Origin of the sequence: Solwaraspora sp. WMMA2080, assembly GCF_027497395.1 — a bacterium.
In the GTDB taxonomy this organism is placed as follows: Bacteria; Actinomycetota; Actinomycetes; order Mycobacteriales; family Micromonosporaceae; genus Micromonospora_E.
This window is the reverse complement of record NZ_CP114910.1, coordinates 2,348,402-2,372,227: the sequence shown is the minus strand read 5'-3', so window position 1 is coordinate 2,372,227 and position 23,826 is coordinate 2,348,402. Positions and strand designations below refer to the sequence as shown.

Sequence of the window (23,826 nt, the reverse complement as noted above, 5' to 3'; positions counted from 1 at the left end):
CGTGTGATGAACAAAAGTTCGCTAAGCGAACGGTACGGTCGGGGTCACCGGCGTGTCAACGCGGCTGCTCCAGTCCAGCGGTAGTCCCACGTAGTTCTCCGCCAGGGTGGTCGCCGCCGCGGTGGAGGTCGTCACGTACTCCAACTGGGCCACCTGGAGCCGGTGACTGAACTCGTCGGCGTCGGCGGGCCGGTGCAGCAGCCCGGTCATCCAGGAGGAGAAGTGCTGGACCCGCCAGATCCGGCGTAGGCACCGGGCCGAGTACTCGTCCAGCCCGGTCCCGCGTCCCTGACGGAACCAGGTGGTCAGCGCCTCGGCCAGGAAGCGGACGTCGGCGACCGCCAGGTTCAGCCCTTTCGCGCCGGTCGGCGGCACGATGTGCGCCGCGTCGCCGGCCAGGAACAGCTGGCCGTAGCGCATCGGTTCGGTAACGAAGCTTCGCATCGGGGTCACCCCCTGCTCCAGGATCGGGCCCTCCTGCAGGGTGAAGCCGTCGTTGGTCGCCAGCCGGGTGTGCAGCTCGTCCCAGATCCGCGCGGTCGGCCAGTCGCTCGATTCGGTCCGGTTGGGCACCTGGAGGTAGAGCCGGGTCACCTCGGGGCTGCGCATGCTGTGCAGGGCGAAGCCGCGTTCGTGCTGGGCGTAGATCAGCTCGTGCGCCGAGGGGGCGGCCTGGGCCAGCACCCCGAGCCAGCTGAACGGGTACGTGTGCTCGACGGTGCGTCGGGCCGAGGCGGGGATGCTGCCCCGGGAGACCCCGTGGAAACCGTCACATCCGGCAACCACCAGGCAGTTCAGTTCGCGTATCGTGCCCTCGTGCGCGAACCTGATGACCGGGACATCGCTGTCGATCCCGGCCAGCTCGACGTCGGTGACATCGAACAGGATCTCGCCGCCGGCTGCCAGCCGGGCGGCGATCAGGTCCTTCACCACCTCCTGCTGACCGTAGACGGTGATCCCTCGACCGCTGGTCAGCGCGGCCAGGTCGATCCGCCGGCTGACGCCTTCGAAGCGCAGCTCAAGGCCGGTGTGCACGAGTCCTTCGCGGCGCATCCGGGCGCCGACGCCGGTGTCGGCGAGCAGTTGCGCCGTGTCGTGTTCGAGCACCCCGGCCCGGACCCGGCTCTCCACGTACGCCCGCCCGCGGGTCTCCAGCACGACCGAGTCGATACCCTCGAGACGCAGCAGGTGGGCGAGCATCAAACCCGCTGGTCCCGCTCCGATGATGCCAACCTGGGTTCGCACGACGCTCCCTCCACCTGCCAGATTGGCAGGGACTCTTCCGATATGTGACATTGACGTGGGCCCTCGCTGGGTCGTACGTTCATCATAAGAACCACCGTTCGGTCAGCGAACACCCCTGACCGGCTCAACCTCGAACCCATCCCCCTGGAGGTCCCATGCGACGGCCCCTCGTCGCCCTCACCCTGGCTGCCGCGCTGCTGGTCACCGCCGCCTGTGGTTCCGACTCGTCCACCGACGAGGCCGGCGGCACCGAAGAGGTCACCGACGTCACCGTCGGCATCATCCCGATCGTCGACGTCGCGCCGATCTACCTCGGTGAGGAGAAAGGCTTCTTCACCAAGCGCGGCATCAACCTGACCATGGAGAGCGGTCAAGGTGGTGCCGCCATCGTCCCCGGCGTGGTCAGTGAGCAGTTCCAGTTCGGCTTCAGCAACGTGACCTCGCTGCTCACCGCGCAGACAGCCGACGTGCCGGTACAGATCGTGGCCAACGGTGTGGCCTCGACCGGCAACCCCGAGGCCGACTTCGGCGGCGTGGTGGTCCGTGGGGACAGCCCGATCCAGACCGCCGCCGACCTGGCGGGCAAGAAGGTCGCGGTGAACACGCTGAAGAACATCGGCGACACCAGCGTCCGCGAGTCGGTACGCAAGGCCGGTGGCAACCCGGACGAGATCGAGTTCGTCGAGATGGCGTTCCCGCAGATGCCGGCCGCCGTCGAGGGCGGCCAGGTCGACGCCGCCTGGATGGTCGAGCCGTCGCTCGCCATCGCCAAGGACGCCGGTGGCCGGGTCGTCGCCTGGAACTTCGTCGACACCGCCCCGAACCTGACCGTCGCGGTCTACTTCACCAGCACCAAGCTCGCCCAGGAGAACCCCGACCTGGTTGCGCGGTTCCAGGAGGCGATGGCCGAGTCGCTGTCCTACGCCAACGCGCACCCCGACGAGGTGCGCACAGTGCTGCGCAGCTACACCGACATCGACCAGGCGATCCTGGACGCGATGACGCTGCCGATGTGGCCGGCCGAGATCAACCGGGCGTCGATCGAGCGGGTCGCCGAGCTCGGTCTCGCCGACGGTGTCTTCGAGTCCGAGCCCGATCTGGACGCGCTGCTGCCGTGACAGCGGTCGACAACACCCCGGTCGGGGCCGGCTCCGCCGGCCCCGACCGGGGCACGTCAGCAACAGCCCACCGGGCCGCACCCAGCCGGCGACGCCGACCACCGACAGCGCTGCTCGGCGTCGCCGGCCTGGCCGGCCTGCTGGTCCTGGTGCAGGTCCTCCCGTCGACCCCGCTCGTCTCGGCGCGCTACCTGCCGCCGGCCACCGAGATCCTCGCCGCCCTGGTCGAGCTGCTCGGCGACGGTGCCTTCTGGTCGGCACTCCGTGACACGCTGACCGGCTGGGCGATCGGCCTGGCCATCGCGGTCATCGCCGGCATCGCGCTCGGCGTGGTCATCGGTTCGGTGCCGGCCCTGCGCGCGGTCACCGCCTCGACCATCGAGTTCCTGCGGCCGATCCCGTCGGTCGCGCTGATCCCGCTCGCCGTGCTGCTCTACGGCACCGGCCTCGAATCCACCCTGCTGTTGGTCGTCTACGCAGCGTTCTGGCAGGTGCTGGTCCAGGTCCTGTACGGCGTACAGGACGTCGACCCGGTCGCCGACGAGACCGCCCGCAGCTACGGCCTCGGCCGGTGGGCCCGAATCCGCCACGTCGTCTGGCCGACCTCGCTGCCGTACGTGATGACCGGTGTGCGGCTCGCCGCCGCCGTCGCCCTGGTGCTGGCGATCACCGCGGAACTGGTCATCGGCGCTCCCGGGCTGGGCAGCCGGATCGCGGTCGCGCAGACCTCCGGCGCCGTTGACCTGATGTACGCCCTGGTGGTGGTCACCGGACTGCTCGGCGTCGGGATCAACCTGATCGCCCGCGCGGTCGAGCGGCGGGCACTGTCCTGGCACCAGTCGATGCGCGGCGAGGTGATCGTGTGAGGGCGGCCGGGGTGCTGAAGCGGGCCGGGCTGGTCGTCGCGTTGCCGGCCGTACTGCTCGCCGTCTGGTGGTTCAGCAGCGCCGGTAGCACCAGCTTCTACGCGCCGCCGCTGAGCAGGATCCTCGGCTCCTTCGCCGAGACCTGGACCGTCGAGCGCCTGCGGGCCGACGTGCTGCCCAGCCTGCTGCGGCTGGCCGCCGGTTACGCGGTGGCGGTGTTCGTCGGCGTCGCGCTCGGCGTACTGGTCGGCAGCATCCGTACCGTGCGGGCCACGCTGGAACCGGTGCTGGAGTTCTTCCGGGCCATCCCGCCGCCGGTGCTGGTGCCGATCATCATGCTCTTCGCCGGCATCGAGAACACCATGAAGATCGTGGTGATCGCGGCCGGCTGCGTCTGGCCGATCCTGCTCAACACCGTCGAGGGCGTGCGCGCCACCGACGAGGTGCTCTCCGACACGGCCCGCTCCTACGGCCTCAACGGCCCGGCCCGGCTGCGGCACCTGGTGCTGCCGGCGGCCAGCCCGCAGATCGCCGCCGGCATGCGCCAGGCACTGTCGATCGGCATCATCCTGATGGTGATCAGCGAGATGTTCGCGGCCAGCAACGGTCTCGGGTTCACCATCGTGCAGTTCCAGCGCACCTTCGCGATCCCGCAGATGTGGACCGGCATCCTGCTGCTCGGTCTGCTCGGCTTCGCCCTGTCGGTGCTCTTCCGCTTCGTCGAGATGCGGGCGTTGGCCTGGTACCACGGCCTGCGCCAGGCACAGCGCGGCACATGATCCGCTGCCCGGCGCGGCCGGCCGACGTGGCGGCGCCGGAAACGACAGAGAGGTAACGAGCCCATGCTCGATGTCCAGGGCCTGCGCAAGGTCTACGACGGGCGGCAGCGCCAGGTCGAGGCGGTGCGCGACCTCACCTTCACCATCGAGGACGGCGACCTGGTCTGCCTGGTCGGCCCCTCCGGCTGCGGCAAGACCACCCTGCTCAAGTGCATGGCCGGGCTGCTGCCGCCGACCTCCGGCGAGGTCCGGCTGCGCGGTAGGCCGATCACCGGGCCGCCGCCCGGCATGGCGGTCGTCTTCCAGGAGTACGGGCGCAGTCTGTTCCCGTGGATGAGCGTGCGGGACAACGTCGAGCTGCCGCTGCGGCAGAAGCGCATCGCCCGGGGCAAGCGCCGGGAACTGGTCGACGAGGCGCTGGCCGCCGTCGGTCTGGCCGACACCCACAACGCCTATCCGTGGCAGCTGTCCGGCGGCATGCAGCAGCGGGTGGCGATCGCCCGCGCGGTCGCGTACCAGCCGGATGTGCTGTTGATGGACGAGCCGTTCGCGGCGGTCGACGCCCAGACCCGCGCGGACCTGGAGGACCTGATCCGCCAGCTGTGGCAGCGGCTCGGGGTGACCATCCTGTTCGTCACCCACGACATCGACGAGGCGGTCTACCTGGGGCAGCGGGTGCTGATCCTGTCCTCGTCGCCGACCGTGGTGCAGGAGAGCCTGCGGATCGACCTGCCGGACGACCGCGACCAGCTGCACACCCGCGCCGAGCCGCGCTTCACCCAGCTGCGCGGGCACGTCTACGAGCAGATCCAGGCGGCCAAGCGGGGGCAGCGACCACCCGCCCAGGCCGGCCGGCCCTGACCCTTTCCGCCCTTCCGAGGAGGACCGAGATGCCCGTCGCCTATCTCGTCGCCGGGGTGCGTACGCCGTTCGGCCGCTACGCCGGGGCGCTCGCCCCGGTGCGTCCGGACGACCTGGCCGCCCACGTGATCCGCGAACTCGTCGCCCGGCACCCCTCGGTCGACTGGGACGCCGTCGACGACGTGGTGCTCGGCTGCGCCAACCAGGCCGGCGAGGACAACCGCAACGTGGCCCGGATGGCGGCGCTGTTGGCCGGCCTGCCGACCGGGACCAGCGGCACCACGGTGAACCGGCTCTGCGGTTCCGGGCTGGACGCGGTGGCGATCGCCGCCCGTTCGGTGGTAGCCGGCGAGGCGGACCTGGTTGTCGCCGGCGGGGTGGAGAGCATGAGCCGGGCGCCGTTCGTGCTGCCGAAGGCGGCCACGGCGTACGCGCGCACCGCGGAGATCCACGACACCACGATCGGCTGGCGGTTGGTCAACCCGCTGATGCGGGCCGGCTGGGGCACCGACTCGATGCCGGAGACGGCGGAGAACGTGGCCGCCGAGTACGGCGTGGATCGGGCCGCGCAGGACGCCTTCGCGCTGCGGTCCCAGCAGCGGGCCGCCCAGGCCCAGGCGAGCGGCCGACTGGCCACCGAGATCGTGCCGGTCGAGGTGCCGCAGGGCCGTAAGGGCACGGTGACCGTGTCGGTCGACGAACACCCCCGGCAGACTTCGCTGGAGAAGCTGGCTGCTCTGCCGACGCCGTTCCGCTCCGGCGGTACGGTGACCGCCGGCAACTCCTCCGGGGTCAACGACGGCGCGGTCGCGCTGCTGGTGGCCAGTGACGCCGCCATCCGGCGGTACGGACTCACCCCGCTGGCCCGGGTGGCCGGCGCCGCCACCGCCGGCGTCGAGCCCCGGGTGATGGGCATCGGGCCGGTACCGGCCACCCGTCGGTTGCTCGGTCGACAGGGTGTCAAAATGTCCGAAGTGGATGTTGTGGAGCTCAACGAGGCGTTCGCCGCGCAAGCGGTGGCGGTACTGCGGGAGCTCGGTTTGCCGGCCGACGCGGAGCATGTCAACCCGAACGGTGGGGCGATCGCCCTCGGGCACCCGCTCGGGGCCAGCGGGGCGCGGCTGGCCCTGACCGCAGCGCTGGAGCTGGGGGCCCGCGACGCAGACCGGGCGCTCTGCACGATGTGCATCGGGGTCGGGCAGGGTATCTCGCTGCTGCTCGAGTCGGCCAGCTGAGATGGTGTCGATCCGGTGGGCGGATCTCGGGCCGGATGAGGGCAATGTCGTGAACCTGCCAACGGTGCACATTCCACCGTCGCGGCGTTAGCATTGGCCGGCGCCCGGTGCGGACGGCTGGTGCCCGTGCCGACCCGCCCGTCACGCCTGGGCCGACGTGGACGTCGCGAACGAGCTGGAGGCAGGATGGCGGAGCAGGCCAGTGGAGTCCCGTCCGGAGTCGACCTGAGTCGTCCCAGCGCCGCCCGGGTCTACGACTTCTTCCTCGGCGGGGCCCACAACTTCGAGGTCGACCGTCAACTCGCCGAGCAGATCGCCGCGATGACGCCGCACCTGGCGGAGACCATGCGGGCCGGTCGGGCATTCCTACGCCGCGCCGTGCGGACGCTGCTCGCCGACGGCGTCGACCAGTTCCTGGACATCGGCTCCGGTATCCCGACGGTGGGCAACGTCCACGAGGTGGCCCACGCGGTCAACCCGGCGGCCACCGTGGTCTATGTGGACATCGACCCGGTGGCCGTGGCGCACAGTCGGAGCATCCTGGCCGAGGTGGGCCGGGCCGCCGTCCTGCAGGCCGATCTGCGCGAACCGGAGGCGATCTGCGCCCAGGCCGCCGCGACCGGGCTGGTCGACTTCACCCGGCCGGTCGGCATCCTGCTCGCCGGGGTGGCGCACTTCGTGCCCGACGCCGACGATCCGCAGGGCGTCCTGCGGCGGCTGCGAGCGACCGCGGCGGTCGGCAGCTACCTGGTGATCTCCCACGCCACCTACGAGGACCAGCCACCGGAAGTGCTGGCCGCGCAGCGGTTGTCGGCCCGGACCGACACCGAGATCACGCTGCGCTCGCGAGCCGAGGTGGCCGCGATGTTCGGTGACTTCACCATCGTCGAACCGGGGGTGGTCCACCTGCCACTGTGGCGGCCGGACACCGACGCCGACGTGGACGCCCACCCGGAGCGGTTCGGCGCCTTCGGCGGCGTCGCCCGCCTGGACGCCGCCGCGGTCTGACCATGGCGACGTCCGCGACGGGCGATGGCGGTGCCGATCCCGAGGGCGCGCGACGCTTCGCCCGGGACTGGGCGACCGCCGCCGCCGGGCTCGGCTATCTGCCGTTGAGCCACGCCGAGACCGCCGACATCCTGCACGGGCACACTCTGCGGCTGGCCGCGGCGGTGCTGGCCGGGACGTTCGACGGCCAGGCCGGCCGGGATGTCGGGCGCTGGCTGGTGGAGGGCCACCTGACCGAACCGGCCGTGCTGGGCTGGACCGTCCAGGCCCTCGGCCAGGGCTTCCTGCCGCTGGTGCTACCGCAGCTGGCGACGTCGGCACCGGCCCGGGAACGGATCAGCCACCTGCAGGGCGGGCTCGCCGAGGAGTACGCCCGGGCACTGCGCAACCGGACCTTTGCCCAGCAGTCCAGCATCCGGCAGGCGGCCTGGTCCGCCCGGGACGCGGCCGAGCAGGCGCTGCGGGACAGCGAAGTGCGGTTCCGGGCGGTCTTCACCGGCGCGGCGATCGGCATCGGGCTGGCCGACCTCGACGGGCGGATCATCGACGTCAATCAGGCGTTCGCCGACATGCTCGGCTACACCATCGCGGAACTGCGGGAGATCAACGTCGGGCAGCTGTTCCACCCGGACGACGCGCCCGGCATGTACCAGTTCTACCTCGAACTTGTCGAGGGCAAGCACGACCGCGCCCGGGTAGAGAAGCGTTACTACCGCAAGGACGGCGCACCGATCTGGACGGACCTCGCGGTGTCGCTGATCCGCCACGACGACGGCCGACCCCGGTTCACCGTCGCGATGGTCGAGGACATCACCGACCGCTACGAGCTGCAGGAGCGGCTGCGTTTCCAGGCCGAGCACGACCCGCTGACCGGGCTGCCCAACCGGGTGCTCTTCTTCGACCGGCTCGCCCAGGCGTTGGCCGACCCGGACGGACAGGTCGGCGTCTGCTTCCTGGATCTCGACGGGTTCAAGTCGATCAACGACGGGCTCGGTCACGACATCGGCGACCAACTGCTCGCCGTGGTGGCGCGGCGGCTCGCCGGCAGCGCCGCCGACGCCGGGCACCTGGTCGCCCGGATGGGCGGCGACGAGTTCGTGATCCTGGTGACCCGTTGCACCGGCACGCCGCAACTGGTCGGTGTCGCCCAGTCCGCCCAGTCCGCGCTGGCCGCACCGATCCAGGTCGATGGGCACCAGCTGACCGTCTCGGCGAGCATCGGGGTCGTCGCCTCGCCCACGGCCGGCACCACCCCCACCGAGGTGATGAAGGCCGCCGACACCACGCTGTACTGGGCAAAGGCCGACGGGCGAGGCCGGTGGGCCGTCTTCGACCCGGTACGCGGCGCACGCGACGCCACCCGCTCGGCGCTCGCCGCCGCACTGCCGGCCGCGCTGGACCGTGGCGAGTTCGTCGTCGAGTACCAGCCGATCACCCGGCTGTCCGACCGGACGGTGGCCGCCGTCGAAGCGCTGGTCCGCTGGCAGCATCCGACGCTCGGCCGGCTCAGGCCGGACCGGTTCGTCGCCCTCGCCGAGGAGACCGGGCTGATCGTCAGGCTCGGCCGGTGGGTGCTGGAACAGGCGTGCCGGCAGGCGAGCCGGTGGCGGGCCGAGCACCCGCAGGCCCCGATCGTGGTCAGCGTCAACATCTCCGCCCGCCAGGTCAGTGATCCGCAGCTCGTCGGGGAGGTGGCCGGGGCGCTCACCCGGACCGGTCTGCCACCGGAGCTGCTGCAGCTGGAGCTGACCGAGAGCGCGGTGATGGCCTCCGGCGGTGAGCCGCTGCCGGCGCTGCGCCGGCTGGCGGGGCTCGGCGTCCGGTTGGCCATCGACGACTTCGGCACCGGCTACTCCAACCTCGCCTACCTGCGGCGGATGCCGATCCACGTGCTCAAACTCGCCGGTCCCTTCGTAGAAGGGATGCGGGTCGCCGGTCCGGAGGGCGACCGCGACGAGCGGATCGTTGACGCGCTGGTCCGGCTGGCCCACGCGCTCAACCTGACGGTCACCGCCGAGGCGGTGGAGACCGGTGAGCAGGCGGACCGGCTGGTGGCCCTCGGCTGCGACCAGGCTCAGGGCTGGTACTTCGGCCGTCCGGTGCCGGCCGGGGAGATCACCGAGCGGTTGTCGCGTGGCCCGGATCGACCCGCAGCCGGACAGTGAGGTCGACGGCCCCGTCGTGGGCGAGCCGGTCGGCCGTGTCCCGGCCGAACCGCACCAGATCCGGCACGGGTACGCCGTACGGCCGCTGCCCGGCGTACGGCGCGATCCGGTCCGCGGCCCTGGCCAGCAGCCGCGCCGCACCGGCCAGGTTGCCCCGTCGCGCATGGGTGAGCCCGACCGCCAGCTGCGCCAGCCCGCGCCAGAACTCCCGCTCCACCGGCGGGGCCGCCTTCCAGGCCGACTCCAGCACCTCGTGGGCGTGGAACGGCCGGCCGGCGTCGAGCAGCCGCTGCGCCTCGTCGAGCGCGTCGTGCGGGGTGAGCACCAGGTCGTCGGGCATGGTCGGTACGCCCGACGCGCCCGGCGGCAACGGCCGACCCAGCTCGTCGCGCGGCCGGGCGTTGCGTGGCCGTCCCGCGGGGTCGCGGTCCCGCTCTGGACGGTGGTCACCTGGCGACAGACGGGCCATCGGTCAACAGTAGTGCGGGCGACGGGGCCGGCTGGTCAACGGGTACCGGCCACCGGCAGCTCGCCGAACCTGACGTCGCCTTCGCGTACCAGGTCCGCTGGCAGCCGGGTACCCCAGCGCGGATCGAGGACGACGGCGAGGGTCTCCTGGCCGGTCAACGCCGTCGGTAGTGGTGTGCTCCGGGCCGGGCCTCCTCCGCAACGGGCCAGATCCAGCCGGATCAGGGTGCCGTCGGCTCGGTGGTACCGCACGGAGCGGCCACCGAGGCAGGTGCCGGCGCCATCGTCGAAGATGACCGTGCCGCCGCCGGCCAGTGGGTAGCAGATCTGGCCGGCGGCGCAGCCTGCCGCCAGTGCTTCCTCCGACAACTGGTCGGGCGACACCGAGAACCGGATCAGCAGGGGCCCGTCTCCCCGGTCCAGCTGCAGCTGCACCGCCACCGCGCCGGCCGACCCGGCCGGGTCGACCTTGGCGTACCCGCTTGTCCGGCCGGCCGGCAGCAGCCGGGTGAGCAGTTCCACCGCGCCCGCCGCGGTGGCCGGTGCGGTGGTGCCGGCGGCGACCGGCGGTATGTCGAGATCCCACACCTCAGCGACCGGACAGTTGGCCACCTCGGTGGGCGCGGCCGGCAGCGCGGTGACGGTGGACGAACTGCCGTTGACGTCACATCCGGGTCGGACCGTCGGCTCCCCGGCGGCCGGCGGCACAGGTTCGATGCTCGTCGCCTCGGCCAGATCCGCGCCGGGGGTGACCGACCAGGCCGGTGCCACCGGCTGACCGACGCCCGGCGCACCGACGTCGGCCGGTGCGCCGCCCGGCACCGGCAGCCCGCCCCCCACCACCGCCGGAACCAGCAGGACGGCGCCCGTCGCCAATGCGGCGGCGATCCCGATGCCGGCGGCCCGTCGGTTGCGGCGCTGCCGCCCCAGGCGTACCGACTCGGCGACCAGATCCCCGATCGGTGGGGCCGGCCGGGCGGCCAGCTCCTGTTCCAGCAGCCGCCTCATCTCACCTGCCACGGTGACCGCCTCTCCGGTGCCGCTGGCCATGTCTGTCGGCGCCGGCGCGGCGCCCGTACCCGGCATGACGTCCCGGCCAGGCGGTCCGGTGACAGACAGCGCCGCAACCAGAGCGGGCCGGCGACCTCCCCGGGCGGGTCGCCGGCCCGGCCGCCCGACCTGGTACCCCACCGTCCAGATCCGGCGGAACCGACCCTGGCCACCCCGCAGCTCAGCTGATGTTCTTCGACCAGCATCCATGATCTGCCAGCCTTCTCCTGACCGCCCGGTCGACCACACGTTACGTTCGAGCGGCGCCGGGGTAGGAGGCGACCCACGCCGCATGACTGGGCCCGGCCCGGCCGGCGGGCGTGGCGGGGCTCCGCAGGTGGACGCGGTGGCGGCGGCCGGGTGACGGGTTCGACGAGCGAGGGTGGCCAGCGATGACAGAGGGCGAGCGGTCGGTCGGCGCACCGATGGTGCCGGCTCCTCGACCGGCCGTCCCTGCTTTGCTCGCCGCGGCCCTCGGCCGGGCCGGCGAGACCAACCGGCTGATCCGGGAGCGCGACTGGAGCCGCAGCCCGCTCGGCGCGCTGGGCAGCTGGCCGGCCAGCCTGTGCCAGGCGGTCGGCATGATGCTCTCGTCGCAGGCCCAGATCGTGCTCTACTGGGGGCCGCAGCTGCGCGCCTTCTACAACGACGCCTACCTGCCCACGATCGGCGCCAAGCATCCGGCCGCCCTGGGCGAGCCCGCCGCCGAGCACTGGTCGGAGCTGTGGGACGTGCTGGAGCCGCTGTTCACCGGGGTGGTCGAGAGCGGGACCGCCTACCGCGGCACCGATCATCCGTTCCTGCTCGAACGGCACGGCTTCCTCGAGCAGACCTACTTCGACGTCTCCTACGACCCGCTGCTGGTCGAGGACGGCAGCGTCGGGGGTGTCTTCTGCATCGTCAGTGAGACCACCGGGCGGGTGCTCGGCGAGCGTCGGATCCGTACCCTCGCCGGGCTGGGTAGTCGGTTGTCCGATCTGCAGAGCCAGGCCGACCTACGCCGTGGTGTGCTGGAGGTACTCGACACCTGCCACGATGACATCCCGTTCGCCCTGCTCTACCTCGGATCGGATGCGGACTCCGCGCGACTGGCCGGCTGCACCGGCGTCGCGACGCAGACCGTCATCGCGCCGACGCAGCCGAGCCCGGGCGACGCCCCGGCCGCGCTGTTGGACGCCCTGCGTGGCGGTACCGTACAGACCGCCCGGGCGGCGGACTTCGTCGCCGCACCACCGGACGCCGCAGCACCGGAGGTGCTCGTCCTGCCGATCTGCGCGGCGACCGACCCGGTCGGTGCGCTCGTCCTCGGCCACAGCCGGCACCTGCCGTTCACCAGTGACTACCGCGACTTCCTCGACCTGATCACCACCCAGATCTCCAGCGCGGTCAGCCAGCAGCGGGCCTATCTGCACGAGCGGGCCCGAGCCGCCGAACTCGCCGTGATCGACCAGGCCAAGACCGACTTCTTCGCCAACGTCAGTCACGAGTTCCGGACCCCCCTGACGTTGCTGCTCGGCCCGATCGAGGACCAGCTTGCCGACGCGGGCCTGCCGGTGGCACACCGCGAGCGGGCCGAGATGATGCACCGCAACGCCCTTCGCCTGCTCAAGCTGGTCAACACCGTGTTGGACTTCTCCCGGCTGGAATCCGGCCGGGCGCGGGCAGCGCTGCAGCCGGTCGACCTGGCCGACTTGACGAACCGGTTGGCCAGCACGTTCCGCTCGGCTGCCCAGCGGGCCGGGCTGGACCTGGTCGTGCAGTGCCCGCCGCTGCCCGGGACCGTGCAGGTTGACCCGGACCTGTGGGAAAAGATCGTCCTGAACCTGCTGTCCAACGCGGTGAAGTTCACCTTCGACGGCACCATCACCGTGCGGTTACGGGCGCTCGGCACGTCGGTCGAGCTGGCTGTCGCCGACACCGGGGTCGGTATCCCCGCCGCCGACCTGCCGCATCTGTTCGAGCGGTTTCACCGGGTGGCCGGCACCCGGGCCCGCAGCCACGAAGGCACCGGGATCGGGCTGGCGCTGGTCCGGGAGCTTGTTCAGCTGCACGGCGGGGCCGTCGCGGTCCGCAGCGAACCGGGTCAGGGCAGTGTCTTCACCGTCGAGATCCCGGTCGGCGTCGGGCCGACCCCGCCGGCCGGCCCGGTCGCCGATTCGGCGACCGGCGAGGACTCCGAGCGGCCGGCCGGGCGCGACGAGGTCGGCGACACCAGACAGCTGTACCTGGCCGAGACGCAGCGGTGGAGCGTCGGGCCGGCGCGGGAGGTGACCGAGCAGCCACGGGTCGACCAGTCCGTCGGGCGGATCCTGGTGGCCGACGACAACGCCGACCTGCGCGACCACGTGACCCGGTTGCTGGCACCGCACTGGCAGGTGGTCGCAGCGGCCGACGGTGCCGCGGCGCTTGCCCTCGCCACCCGTACCCCCTTCGATCTGATCCTGACCGACGTGATGATGCCGGAACTGGACGGTTTCGGCCTGGTCACCGCGTTGCGCGCGGACCGGCGGACGCGGCATGTGCCGATCGTCGTGCTCTCCGCCCGGGCCGGGCCCGAGGCCGCCGTGCTAGGGCTGTCCGCTGGCGCCGACGACTACCTGGTGAAGCCGTTCGCCGCGCAGGAACTCGTCGCCAGGGTGCGGGCCAACGTCGAGCTGGGTCAGCTGCGGGGCCGGATCATCCACCAGCTGCGGGCCCTCGCCGACGCCGCCGTCGCGGTCAACACCGCACAGACCACCAGCGAGGTGCTGCGGGTCGCGGTCGAACACGTGCAGCGGCTGGTCCGGGCGTCGAAGGTGGTCGCCACCGCACCGGGTGCCCGCTACGAGGCGGACGGCGGCGGCCAGCCCTCCGCCCACCCGGCGACGGTCACCCCGTTCATCGGCGCCGACGGGGAACGGCTCGGCGAGTTGTCGGTCTGGCCGTTCGACGGCGTCGGCGCCGACCCGGACATCGACGAGGCGGCGCTGGCGGAGTTCGCCCGGATGGTCGGGCTGCGGCTGGGCAATGCCCGGCTGTACGAGGCGGAGCACCGCATCGCCAGCACCCTGCAGCACAGCCTGCTGCCCCAGACGCTGCCCAGGGTGCCCGGCGCGCTGATCGCCAGCCGCTACCTGCCCGGCAACGCCGAGGCTGAGGTCGGCGGCGACTGGTACGACGTGGTGGAGGTCGGCGGCGGTCGGCTGGTCCTGGTGATCGGCGACGTGGTCGGCAAGGGTGTGAACGCGGCGGCCACCATGGGTCAGCTGCGTAACGCGCTGCGGGCGTACCTGCTGGAGGGCTTCTCGCCCGGTGACGCCCTCACCCGGCTGAATCGGCTGGTCACGACGATGGGCCGGCGTTCCCTTGCCACCGTGCTCTGCCTGTGGCTCGAGCCGTCCAGCGGTGTGCTGCGGTACGCCAGTGCCGGCCATCCGCCACCGGTGGTGGTTGACGGCGCAACGGCCGAGCTGCTGCACGAGCGGGCGCTCGGCCCGCCGATCGGGGCGATCCGGGACAGCCGCTACGACACGGCGACCGATCGGCTCGACATCGGCAGCCGACTGATCTGCTACACGGACGGGCTGATCGAGGACCGCACCAGGGGCATCGACGCCGGGCTGGACCAGGTCCGGGCCGACGCCCGAGCCGGCGGCGATCACGTCGAGGAGATCGCCGACCGGCTGCTGCGCCGGGTGGCCCGCCGGCCACGTCGCGACGACGTCGCGGTGCTGGTGCTGGAGGCGACCGAGCTGGACCGCCTCAGGATGCGGCTGCCGGCGCAGGCGCGGGCACTGGCGCTGCTGCGTCGACGGCTGGCGGACTTCTTCGCCGCGCACCGGATCGGCGACACCGACCAGTTCGATCTGACGGTGGCGATCTCCGAGGCGGCGGCCAACGCGATAGAGCACCCGGTCACCCCGGCGCAGCCGGACATCTGGCTGGAGGTTGGTATCGACGGGGACCACCTGGTCGCCAGCGTCCGGGACAGCGGCGGTTGGCGGGAGGACTCCGACATCGGGTTCCGGGGTCGGGGACTGGCGTTGATCGCCGCCCTGGCCGAACTGCGGATCGACCGGGACGGGCAGGGCAGCGAGGTCACGTTGCGCCGTCGACTGGATCCCCGACCGGATCCCTCCTGACCGCCCGGACCGGGCCGCCGGTCGGTGTCAGTCGGCGGCCAGCCACGGCTGCCCGCCGAGGCCGGAGATGTCCAGGACCCGGCGGACCTGCCGGGACGGCAGCACCGTCAACGCCTGCGGGTAGTGGTCGGTGAGCTGGAGCAGCGCGTGGATGGCCGCCGAGTCGAAGAACGAGACCGTACGCAGATCGAGGGTCACCTTGCCGGCGTCCTCGTGGATCGCGGCCCGGTACATGCGATCGGCGGTGGCCATGTCCACCTCGCCGGTGACAGTGACGGTCAGACGGTCACCGTCCAGGTCACTGGTGGCGGAGAAGTGCTGCTCCTGACCCTGCTGATTCACGAACGTTAAGATGGCACAACTGTGCGGATCCGGCAAGATTCGGCGGTAAAAGGTCGACTGCCCAGCGTGATGGTGGTGGCCCGGTCGCCGGCCGGTTGGGTCGGCACCGACGGCGCTAGGCTGGACGCATGACCTCCGTCCGCGCTCCGCTGACCCCTGGAAAGATCTCGCCGTGGCGGCCGGTGCCGGCGCACATCACCCGGCCGGAGTACGTCGGTCGCAAGCAGCCCGCGCCCTGGCGGGGCTCGCACGTGCAGTCCCCGGAGACGATCGAGCGGATGCGGGTGGCGGGTCGGCTCGCCGCCCGGGCCGTGCAGCTCGCCGGTGAGCACTGCAAACCAGGGGTGACCACCGACGAGATCGACGCGGTGGTGCACGACTTCCTCTGTGACAACGGCGCCTATCCGTCGACCCTGGGCTACAAGGGGTTCCCCAAATCCTGCTGCACCAGCCTCAATGAGGTCGTCTGCCACGGCATCCCCGACTCCACGGTGCTGGCCGACGGCGACATCGCCAACGTCGACGTGACCGCCTACATCGGCGGGGTGCACGGCGACACCGACGCGACCTTCTGCGTCGGCGAGGTCTCCCAGGAGGCCCAACTGCTGGTCGAGCGGACCCACGAGGCGATGATGCGGGGCATCCGGGCGGTGGCCCCGGGGCGGCAGATCAACGTGATCGGCCGGGTGATCGAGTCCTACGCCCGTCGGTTCGGCTACGGCGTGGTACGCGACTTCACCGGCCACGGCATCGGTGAGGCGTTCCACAGCGGGCTGTACGTTCCGCACTACGACAGTCCACGACCCACGGACGTGATGGAACCGGGAATGACGTTCACCGTCGAGCCGATGATCACGCTCGGCACGCACGAGTACGACATGTGGCGGGACGGCTGGACGGTGGTCACCAAGGACCGCCGGTGGACCGCCCAGTTCGAGCACACGATCGTGGTCACCGAGGACGGCTTCGAGATCCTCACCCTGCCCTGACCGGACCGGGGCCCAGCAGACTGGTCTCACAGTGGTCGAGCCAGCGGATCTCCGCCTCCGCCCGGAACAGCATCGCGTCGAGCACCAGCCGGCCGACGCGGTCGACGTCGGCCGACCTCGCTCGGGCACGGGTCAGCTCCCGTACCGCGTCCAGGGTCGCCGCCCGTTGCGCCGCGACCACCCCGCGTACGTCCGCCCGGGGTGTGCTCAGCGCGAGGGCGATCTTCACCGTCAGCTCGTCGCGGCCTTGGCCGACGCGGCCCACCGGGCTGCTGAACCAGCCGGCCAGCGCGTCCCGGCCGGCGTCGGTGATGGCGAACGGTCGCTGCCCGGCCGCGTTGCCCGCCAGCGCGTGCACCAGCCCGTCGCGTTCCAGCCTGCTGAGCGTGGTGTACACCTGACCGATGTTGAGCGGCCACGCCCCGCCGGTGGCCTCCTCGAAGGCGGCCCGGAGCTGGTACCCGTGCATCGGGCCCCGGTCGAGCAGCGCGAGCAGCCCGTGGCGGATCGACATGCCAGCTGAGTATGCATACCGGGTAGGTGGGCGGCAACCGGGATCATGAATTGCGGTTCCGGTCGCGGGATTTCCGGTCGCGCGTCAGCCTCGCTTCAGCCGGGCCGGCCCGGCCAGGTCGGTACGGCCGGTGTGACGCCGGCCGCCTGTCGCCAGCGGGTCGCGCGGACCGCGTACTCGATCAGGACGGTGAGGGCCGCCTCACGGTCCGCGCCGGAGGTGACCGGCAGCACCGCCCGCCAGACGGCGGCGGCCCGCTCCTCCACCTCGGCGGCCAACCGCAGGGCGCTGGTCGTGTCGGTGACCGGGAACGGCAGCTGATAGGCCGGGTCGACCGGCGGTGCGGCGGCGCCGATCCGCAGGATCAGCTGGTCGCGCCGGTCCCGGTGGGCGGCCTCGGCGTCCCGGGCCCGGCCAGCGGCGTCGCCGTCGAGCTGGACCCCGAGTACGCCGTAGGCGAAGATCGCCGCGTACTCGGCGGCGAGTGCCTGCTCCCACCCGTCAGCCACGGTCTCTGCTCCTTCTGATCCGGTGATGCACGCTCAACGCAGCACCTCAAGGTGGCAGGTGCGGGCGGCGGCGATCGAGCCCAGTAGTGCGGCCCGGTCGGCAGCGGCGGTGTGGCACGCGGCTGCGGCCTCGGTTGCGGCAGCCTCCTCCGCGGACCGCAACGCGGTGAGTACGGCGGCCCGGTCGCCCGGCGGGGCCGAGGTGCCGGGCCCCGGTACGGCCGTGCCCGGGTCGGTGGGTTGGCCGCCGGGGGCGGCGGTCGTCGGGGCCGGTAGGGCGATCCCGGTCAGCCGGCTGAGCTCCTCGGCGTGCGCCCGGTGGGTGGCGACGACCGGGGTCAGCAGCGGGCCGAGTCCGGCCGCCGTGGTCATCGCGGCGTCGTAGCGACCTACCAGCTCCAGCGTGGCGGCGAGCAGGCCGGCGAGTGGATCCGGCTCCGGTTCGGGCTCCGGCTCACCGCCGAGCAGGCCGCATCCGGCCAGCCCGGCCGGGACGGCGAGGGCGACGGCCGCTCCGACGGCACCCCGGATCACTCCGCGTCGGCTGCAGCCGCTGGCCGCAGAGGTGGCCGGGTGCGCGATCCTGCCGATCGCCCGCCGGCCTGGTTGGTTCGCGAACACCGGACCAGTCAACACCATCGACGCCGCGTTCGGTCCGCGCCTCCCGGGATCGGCCCGGCCGGAGCCTATCCGGAAAGTTCTGTACTCGCGACTCAGTGTGGTCGTCGCTGTCCCGGGTGGCTACCCGTATCCGCGTGCGGTCGGGTGTCCGGTTTCCTCGGTGCGCCGGGGGGTCGATCGCCTCGGCCGCGCGTTACGCTCTGCCCAGTCGCGTCGGAGTAACATCCGGCGGCACCGCTGGTGTCGCGTCGAGCGGCCAACGAAGAAGATAACGGTGGAAGGGTGCGGAGATGACACAGCGTGACCGCGCTGGTGGCAGGTCACCCGGTTCCCGCGCCCGTCGGGCCGCCGCCACGCGGCCCCGTCCGGACGGCACGCAACGGCCCCAGGTCGCAACTGCGGCCCGGCGTGACCGGTTGCGTGCGATCGTCGAGCCAGTGGTCCGGGCTGCCGGCTTCGACCTGGAGGACGTCTCGGTCTCCCGGGTGGGTCGTCGATACCTGGTCCGGGTGATCGTCGACGCCGACGGCGGCGTCGGGCTCGACTCGGTGGCCGAGGTGTCCCGCGCGGTCTCGGTGGCCCTGGACGAGGCCGAGTCGGTGGCCGGCGCGGAGCTGATCGTCGGCGAGTACCAGCTCGAGGTCAGTTCCCCCGGCGTGGACCGGCCGCTGCGGTTGTCCCGGCACTGGCGCCGCAACGCCGGCCGGCTGGTGCGGGTGACCGTGGCCCAGCGCCAGGTGACCGGCCGGATCGTCACGGCCGACGATGAGTCGGTGGAGCTGGACGTCGACGGTGACGTGCAGCGGTGGCCCTACGACGACCTCGGCCCCGGGCGGGTCCAGGTGGAGTTCAACCGCCTCGACGAGGTCGTCGACGACGACCCGGCGGATGTCGACGACCCGTCCGACGACGACGAAGTGGAGGACGAGGAGAGGTGAACATCGACCTCGCGGCGCTGCGCGCACTGGAGCGCGAGCGGGAGATCCCGTTCGACACGATTCTCGCGGCTATCGAGGCCGCGCTGCTGACCGCGTACCGGCACACCGAGGGCGCGCAGACCCATGCCCGGGTCGAGATCGACCGGCGCAGTGGGATGGCGCTGGTCTACGCCCAGGATCTCGACGCCGAGGGCGCGGTGCTGCGCGAGTGGGACGACACCCCGCACGATTTCGGGCGGATCGCCGCGATGACCGCCAAACAGGTGATTCTGCAGCGGTTGCGGGAAGCAACCGACGAAGTTCACTTCGGGGAGTACGCCGGGCGCGACGGTGACCTCGTCACCGGGGTGATCCAGGCCCATGAGGCCCGCACCGAGAAGGGGATCGTCACCGTCGACCTGGGCAAGTTGGAGGCAGTGCTGCCGGCCGCCGAGCAGGTGCCGGGTGAGACCTACCCGCACGGCCAGCGGATCCGGTGCGTGGTGGTGCACGTGGCCAAAGGGTTCCGGGGGCCGCAGATCACCCTGTCCCGTTCTCACCCCAATCTGGTCAAGCGGCTGTTCGCGCTGGAGGTCCCGGAGATCGCCGACGGCACCGTGGAGATCGCGGCGATCGCCCGGGAAGCGGGCCACCGGACCAAGATCGCGGTACGGTCGACCGCTTCCGGGGTCAACGCCAAGGGTGCCTGTATCGGTCCGATGGGCCAGCGGGTGCGGGCGGTGATGAGCGAACTGCACGGCGAGAAGATCGACATCATCGACTGGTCCGACGACCCGGCCGCCTTCGTGGGTAACGCGCTGTCGCCGGCGAAGGCGTTGCGGGTCGAGGTGGTCGACGCGGCCACCCGTACCGCCCGGGTGACGGTGCCGGACTTTCAACTTTCGCTGGCCATCGGCAGGGAGGGGCAGAATGCCCGGCTTGCTGCCCGATTGACCGGCTGGCGGATCGACATCCGACCGGACACCGAGGCCGGTTCCGCTGGTCGGGATCCGGCTCCGGAACCGGGCGGCGCGGTCTCTGGCGCGTCGGGGTAGACTTTTCTCGTGGTACGACGTGCGTTGCCGGTGCGCACCTGTGTGGGCTGCCGACGACGTGCACCGGTTCACGAGCTGCTACGGGTTGTCGTAGTCGCAGGCGAGGACGTGTCGCGCCTGCGACCTGATCCGATCCGTGGTTTGCCGGGGCGGGGTGCGCACCTGCATCCCGGTCCGGCATGTCTGGAGCTGGCACAGCGGCGTCGCGCCTTCGGGCGGGCGCTGCGGGTGTCCGGTGTCGTTGACACCGGCGAGCTGGCCGAGTACATCAGCACGTCAACCGCTACGTCCGGTCATCCGGCCGGACGAGGGTCGCACAGCAAGGTAGGACGACCGACATGAGCACACGATGAAGTCCCAGCAATGAGCAGGCTTCTAGTGCACGAGTGAGGTCGCTGCGGGTGCTGCCCGCACGACCTCGGAGTGAGGAGTGCAGTGGCAGGCAAGGCCCGCGTACACGAGCTCGCCAAAGAGCTCGGGGTCGAAAGCAAGACCGTTCTCGCCAAACTCAAGGAGATGGGCGAGTTCGTGAAATCCGCGTCGAGCACGGTGGAAGCACCGGTCGCCCGACGCCTCCGTGGTGCGTTCGCGGCGGCGTCCCAGTCGTCGTCACCGTCGGCACCGGCCCGGCCGGCCGCGGCGCCGACGAACAGCACCGAGCCGAGAGTCTCCGCCAAGCCGGCGCCACCGCGCCGGCCGGCGGCGCCGTCGTCGATGCGCCCCAAGGCCCCGGTGCCCGGTCCGCCGCCGTCGGCGGCCCCGGTGGCCAAGCCAGCGAGCGCGCACGACATCGAGGTGGCCGCCGCCGAGGCGCGGGCGGCAGCGCTCAAGGCCGAGCAGGAGGCCAACGTCAAGGCCGCCCAGCAGGCGGCGAAGCAGCGGGACACCGGCCGGCGGGAGCCCCCGGCGGACGGCGGTCCCCGACCCAAGCCCGGACCAGGGTCGGTGCCGCCGCGTCCAGGTAGCCCGGCAGCCGGTCGCTCGACCGGCGGTCGGCCGTCGACGCCCGGTGCGCCATCGTCGGGGGCACCCGGTCGGCCGGGTGCCCGCCCGCCGGCGCGGGGCGGCAACAACCCGTTCGGCATCAGCCAGGGTGGTGGGCAGCGACCCGCCGCCGGTGGTGGGCAGCGGCCCAACCCGGCGTCGATGCCACCGCGGCCGAGCCCGGCGTCGATGCCACCGCGGCCGAGTCCGGCGTCGATGCCGTCGCAGCGCCCGGGTCGCCCGGGTGGTCCCGGCGGCGCCGGCCGACCCGGTGGTCCCGGTGGCGGCCGTGGCGGCGGTGGCGGCGGTTACCGTGGCGGCCCTGGTGGCGGCGGCGGTGGCGGCGGTTACCGTGGCGGCCCTGGTGGCGGCGGCGGTGGCGGCGGTTACCGTGGCGGCCCTGGTGGCGGCGGCGGTGGCTTCCGCGGTGGCGCCCCTGCCGGCGGCGGGGGTCGGCCCGGTGGTGGCGGCCGTGGCCGTGGTGGCGGCACCGCAGGTGCCTTCGGGCGGCCGGGTGGGCGCCCGACCAGGGGCCGCAAGTCCAAGAAGCAGCGCAGACAGGAATTCGACAACCTCTCCGCGCCGACGATGAGTTCCGGCGCGCCGCGTGGCCAGGGTCAGGCGGTACGGCTGTCGCGTGGGGCGTCGCTGTCGGACTTCGCTGACAAGATCAACGCCAATCCGGGGTCGCTGGTCCAGGAGATGTTCAACCTGGGCGAGATGGTCACCGCCACCCAGTCCTGCTCGGACGAGACGCTGCAGTTGTTGGGTGAGCACCTCGGGTTCAACGTGCAGATCGTCAGCCCGGAGGACGAGGACCGCGAACTGCTCGCGCAGTTCAACATCGACCTCGATGCCGAGGTGGACTCCGACCGGCTGGTCACCCGACCGCCGGTGGTGACCGTGATGGGTCACGTCGACCACGGTAAGACCAAGCTGCTCGATGCGATTCGGCAGACCAACCTGGTCGAGGGCGAGGCCGGCGGCATCACCCAGCACATCGGTGCCTACCAGGTGCACGTGCCGCACGACGGGGTGGACCGCGCGTTGACCTTCATCGACACCCCGGGTCACGAGGCGTTCACCGCCATGCGTGCCCGTGGTGCGCAGGTCACCGACATCGTGGTGCTGGTGGTTGCGGCCGACGACGGAGTCATGCCACAGACCATCGAGGCGCTGAACCACGCCAAGGCGGCCGACGTGCCGATCGTGGTCGCGGTCAACAAGATCGACAAGCCGGAGGCCAACCCGGACAAGGTTCGCCAGCAGTTGACCGAGTACGGTCTGGTCGCCGAGGAGTACGGCGGCGAGACCATGTTCGTCAACGTGGCGGCCAAGCCCGGCACCGGCATCGACCAGTTGCTGGAGGCGGTGCTGCTGACCGCCGACGCTGCGCTCGAGCTCACCGCTCCGGTCGACGGCCCGGCGCAGGGCATCGCGATCGAGGCGCACCTGGACAAGGGCCGGGGCGCGGTGGCGACCGTACTGGTGCAGAAGGGCACCCTGCGTACCGGCGACTCGATCGTGGCGGGCGGCGCGCACGGCCGGGTCCGGGCCATGCTGGACGAGAACGGCAACCAGGTCGCCGAGGCGGGTCCGGCCCGTCCGGTGCTGGTGCTCGGTCTCACCGCAGTACCCAGCGCGGGTGACACGTTCCTCGCCGCGCAGGACGACCGGACGGTGCGGCAGATCGCCGAGCAGCGACAGGCACGGCGGCGGGCGGCGAGCTTTGCCAACTCCCGCGGCCGGGCGACGCTGGAGACGCTCATGGAGCAGATCAAGGAGGGCGAGAAGACGTCGCTCAACCTGATCCTCAAGGGCGATGTCTCCGGCTCGGTCGAGGCGTTGGAGGACGCGCTGTTCAAGCTCGACATCCCGGACGAGGTCCAGCTGCGGATCCTGGACCGGGGTGTGGGTGCGATCACCGAGAGCAACGTGATGCTCGCGAGCGCGTCCGCCGAGGCGGCGACGATCATCGGCTTCAACGTCCGGGCCTCCAACAAGGTCCGGGAGATCGCCGACCGCGAAGGCGTCGAGATCCGGTACTACACCGTCATCTATCAGGCCATCGAGGAGATCGACGCGGCGCTCAAGGGCCTGCTCAAGCCGGAGTTCGAGGAGGTCGAGCTGGGCAGCGCGGAGATCCGCGACGTGTTCCGTTCGTCCAAGATCGGCAACATCGCCGGCTGCATGGTCCGGTCGGGCATCATTCGACGCAACGCCAAGGCCCGGCTGCTGCGCGACGGCGCGGTGGTGGCGGACAACGTCACCATCAGCTCGCTCAAGCGCTTCAAGGACGACGCGACCGAGGTCCGGGAGGGCTTCGAATGCGGTCTGACCCTGGGGAACTACAACAACATCCAGGTGGGCGACATCATCGAGACCTTCGAGATGCGGGAGAAGGTACGTACCTGATCCGCTCGGCGTAGGGCTCGCAGCACGCCGACGGGCGGTCGGCAACCGGGTGCGCTTCACCGGTTGCCGACCGCTTGCTCGCGTCGGTGCCGCCTGGCGGTACCGCCTGCCGATCGCCGGTCGGCGTCGGGTGCCGGCCGAGTCCGCCGCTGACCGCGTATTCTTCGGGACGATGTTCACCGGAACCGCCACCTTCGACATGCTGCTGCCGGGCGACTCCCAGTCGCTGAAGGCGAAACGCTCCTACGTACGCCCGATCGTCGCCGCGCTGCGCCGCTTCGAGGTCTCCGCCGCCGAGGTCGGCGCGCTCGACCGGTACGGCCGGGCGGAGATCGCGGTGGCGGTGGTCGCGGCCGACGCGGCGCACGTACGTGAGGTACTTGACAACTGTGAACGGATGGTGACCGGTCGGCCCGAGATCGAGCTGCTCTCCGTCCGGCGCCGGCTCTACGGCGCCGACGACTGATCCACGACACCGACTGGTCCGGCACGCACGCGCACCGACCGGCCCGGCGTACGGCGCACAGGTAGGGTCGACACGTTGACCGGACACCGCGGAGGTAG

At 71.9% G+C, this 23,826-nt stretch carries 21 protein-coding genes; 14 read left to right on the top strand and 7 right to left on the bottom strand.

Going from position 1 to position 23,826, the window contains the following annotated elements; translation table 11 throughout:
* Positions 1-21 precede the first annotated feature (21 nt).
* Positions 22-1,245: a 4-hydroxybenzoate 3-monooxygenase gene (locus O7543_RS10780; protein ID WP_281553954.1), complete on the bottom strand. Its 1,224-nt coding sequence runs from the start codon at positions 1,243-1,245 to the stop codon at positions 22-24.
* Between the two features lie 155 nt (positions 1,246-1,400).
* Here O7543_RS10780 and O7543_RS10775 point away from each other — a divergent pair, with 155 nt between their 5' ends.
* The 7 genes from O7543_RS10775 to O7543_RS10745 all read left to right on the top strand — a co-directional run bounded on the left by O7543_RS10775 (position 1,401) and on the right by O7543_RS10745 (position 9,277).
* Positions 1,401-2,363: an ABC transporter substrate-binding protein gene (locus O7543_RS10775; RefSeq protein ID WP_281553955.1), complete on the top strand. Its 963-nt coding sequence runs from the start codon at positions 1,401-1,403 to the stop codon at positions 2,361-2,363.
* On the top strand, positions 2,360-3,229 hold the full coding sequence (locus O7543_RS10770) for an ABC transporter permease (RefSeq protein ID WP_281553956.1): 870 nt from the start codon (positions 2,360-2,362) through the stop codon (positions 3,227-3,229). Before O7543_RS10775 ends, O7543_RS10770 begins: the two co-directional genes overlap by 4 nt.
* On the top strand, positions 3,226-4,008 hold the full coding sequence (locus tag O7543_RS10765) for an ABC transporter permease (RefSeq protein ID WP_281553957.1): 783 nt from the start codon (positions 3,226-3,228) through the stop codon (positions 4,006-4,008). Before O7543_RS10770 ends, O7543_RS10765 begins: the two co-directional genes overlap by 4 nt.
* Before the next feature lie 63 nt (positions 4,009-4,071).
* Complete coding sequence (locus O7543_RS10760) at positions 4,072-4,869, top strand: ABC transporter ATP-binding protein (protein ID WP_281553958.1); 798 nt, start codon at positions 4,072-4,074, stop codon at positions 4,867-4,869.
* A gap of 29 nt (positions 4,870-4,898) precedes the next feature.
* The gene (gene pcaF, locus O7543_RS10755; protein ID WP_281553959.1) at positions 4,899-6,104 is read left to right on the top strand and encodes a 3-oxoadipyl-CoA thiolase; all 1,206 of its coding nucleotides are present in this window, start codon (positions 4,899-4,901) and stop codon (positions 6,102-6,104) included.
* 186 nt (positions 6,105-6,290) lie between these two features.
* Positions 6,291-7,112 (top strand): SAM-dependent methyltransferase, encoded by an 822-nt coding sequence (locus tag O7543_RS10750; protein WP_281553960.1) that lies wholly within the window; start codon positions 6,291-6,293, stop codon positions 7,110-7,112.
* Positions 7,113-7,114: 2 nt separating this feature from the next.
* The gene (locus O7543_RS10745) at positions 7,115-9,277 is read left to right on the top strand and encodes an EAL domain-containing protein (RefSeq protein ID WP_281553961.1); all 2,163 of its coding nucleotides are present in this window, start codon (positions 7,115-7,117) and stop codon (positions 9,275-9,277) included.
* On the opposite strand, the gene O7543_RS10740 is transcribed toward O7543_RS10745, so the two are convergent.
* Together O7543_RS10740 and O7543_RS10735 are read right to left on the bottom strand one after the other, a co-directional pair.
* Positions 9,228-9,746 carry a DUF309 domain-containing protein gene (locus O7543_RS10740; RefSeq protein ID WP_281553962.1) on the bottom strand — a complete coding sequence of 173 codons (519 nt, stop codon included), beginning with the start codon at positions 9,744-9,746 and terminating at the stop codon, positions 9,228-9,230. The genes O7543_RS10745 and O7543_RS10740 overlap by 50 nt on opposite strands.
* A 35-nt stretch (positions 9,747-9,781) precedes the next feature.
* Entirely contained in the window at positions 9,782-10,753 is a 972-nt protein-coding gene (locus O7543_RS10735; protein WP_281567394.1) for a hypothetical protein, read from the bottom strand.
* A 434-nt stretch (positions 10,754-11,187) separates the two neighbouring features.
* Here O7543_RS10735 and O7543_RS10730 point away from each other — a divergent pair, with 434 nt between their 5' ends.
* The gene (locus O7543_RS10730) at positions 11,188-14,916 is read left to right on the top strand and encodes a SpoIIE family protein phosphatase (protein WP_281553964.1); all 3,729 of its coding nucleotides are present in this window, start codon (positions 11,188-11,190) and stop codon (positions 14,914-14,916) included.
* Between the two features lie 27 nt (positions 14,917-14,943).
* Here O7543_RS10730 and O7543_RS10725 read toward each other — a convergent pair whose 3' ends face one another.
* Complete coding sequence (locus O7543_RS10725; protein ID WP_281553965.1) at positions 14,944-15,258, bottom strand: STAS domain-containing protein; 315 nt, start codon at positions 15,256-15,258, stop codon at positions 14,944-14,946.
* A gap of 128 nt (positions 15,259-15,386) precedes the next feature.
* Between O7543_RS10725 and map the strand changes: the two genes are divergently transcribed.
* Complete coding sequence (gene map, locus O7543_RS10720) at positions 15,387-16,247, top strand: type I methionyl aminopeptidase (protein ID WP_281553966.1); 861 nt, start codon at positions 15,387-15,389, stop codon at positions 16,245-16,247.
* On the opposite strand, the gene O7543_RS10715 is transcribed toward map, so the two are convergent.
* The 3 genes from O7543_RS10715 to O7543_RS10705 all read right to left on the bottom strand — a co-directional run bounded on the left by O7543_RS10715 (position 16,234) and on the right by O7543_RS10705 (position 17,891).
* Entirely contained in the window at positions 16,234-16,761 is a 528-nt protein-coding gene (locus O7543_RS10715; RefSeq protein WP_281553967.1) for a PadR family transcriptional regulator, read from the bottom strand. The two genes, map and O7543_RS10715, sit on opposite strands and share 14 nt — an antisense overlap.
* Before the next feature lie 95 nt (positions 16,762-16,856).
* Positions 16,857-17,270 carry a ferritin-like domain-containing protein gene (locus O7543_RS10710; RefSeq protein ID WP_281553968.1) on the bottom strand — a complete coding sequence of 138 codons (414 nt, stop codon included), beginning with the start codon at positions 17,268-17,270 and terminating at the stop codon, positions 16,857-16,859.
* Between the two features lie 33 nt (positions 17,271-17,303).
* A complete protein-coding gene (locus tag O7543_RS10705) occupies positions 17,304-17,891 on the bottom strand; it encodes a hypothetical protein (RefSeq protein ID WP_348650095.1) in 588 nt (195 codons plus the stop codon).
* 290 nt (positions 17,892-18,181) lie between these two features.
* On the opposite strand from O7543_RS10705, the gene rimP reads away from it, so the two are divergent.
* The 5 genes from rimP (at position 18,182) to O7543_RS10680 (ending at position 23,728) form a co-directional block, all read left to right on the top strand.
* On the top strand, positions 18,182-18,829 hold the full coding sequence (gene rimP / locus O7543_RS10700; RefSeq protein ID WP_281553969.1) for a ribosome maturation factor RimP: 648 nt from the start codon (positions 18,182-18,184) through the stop codon (positions 18,827-18,829).
* Positions 18,826-19,863 carry a transcription termination factor NusA gene (gene nusA / locus O7543_RS10695; protein ID WP_278167954.1) on the top strand — a complete coding sequence of 346 codons (1,038 nt, stop codon included), beginning with the start codon at positions 18,826-18,828 and terminating at the stop codon, positions 19,861-19,863. The genes rimP and nusA overlap by 4 nt, the downstream gene beginning before the upstream one ends.
* A 9-nt stretch (positions 19,864-19,872) precedes the next feature.
* The gene (locus O7543_RS10690; protein ID WP_348650094.1) at positions 19,873-20,205 is read left to right on the top strand and encodes a YlxR family protein; all 333 of its coding nucleotides are present in this window, start codon (positions 19,873-19,875) and stop codon (positions 20,203-20,205) included.
* A gap of 93 nt (positions 20,206-20,298) precedes the next feature.
* The gene (infB, locus tag O7543_RS10685; protein WP_281553970.1) at positions 20,299-23,262 is read left to right on the top strand and encodes a translation initiation factor IF-2; all 2,964 of its coding nucleotides are present in this window, start codon (positions 20,299-20,301) and stop codon (positions 23,260-23,262) included.
* 172 nt (positions 23,263-23,434) lie between these two features.
* A complete protein-coding gene (locus tag O7543_RS10680; RefSeq protein WP_281553971.1) occupies positions 23,435-23,728 on the top strand; it encodes a DUF503 domain-containing protein in 294 nt (97 codons plus the stop codon).
* Positions 23,729-23,826: the final 98 nt, after the last annotated feature.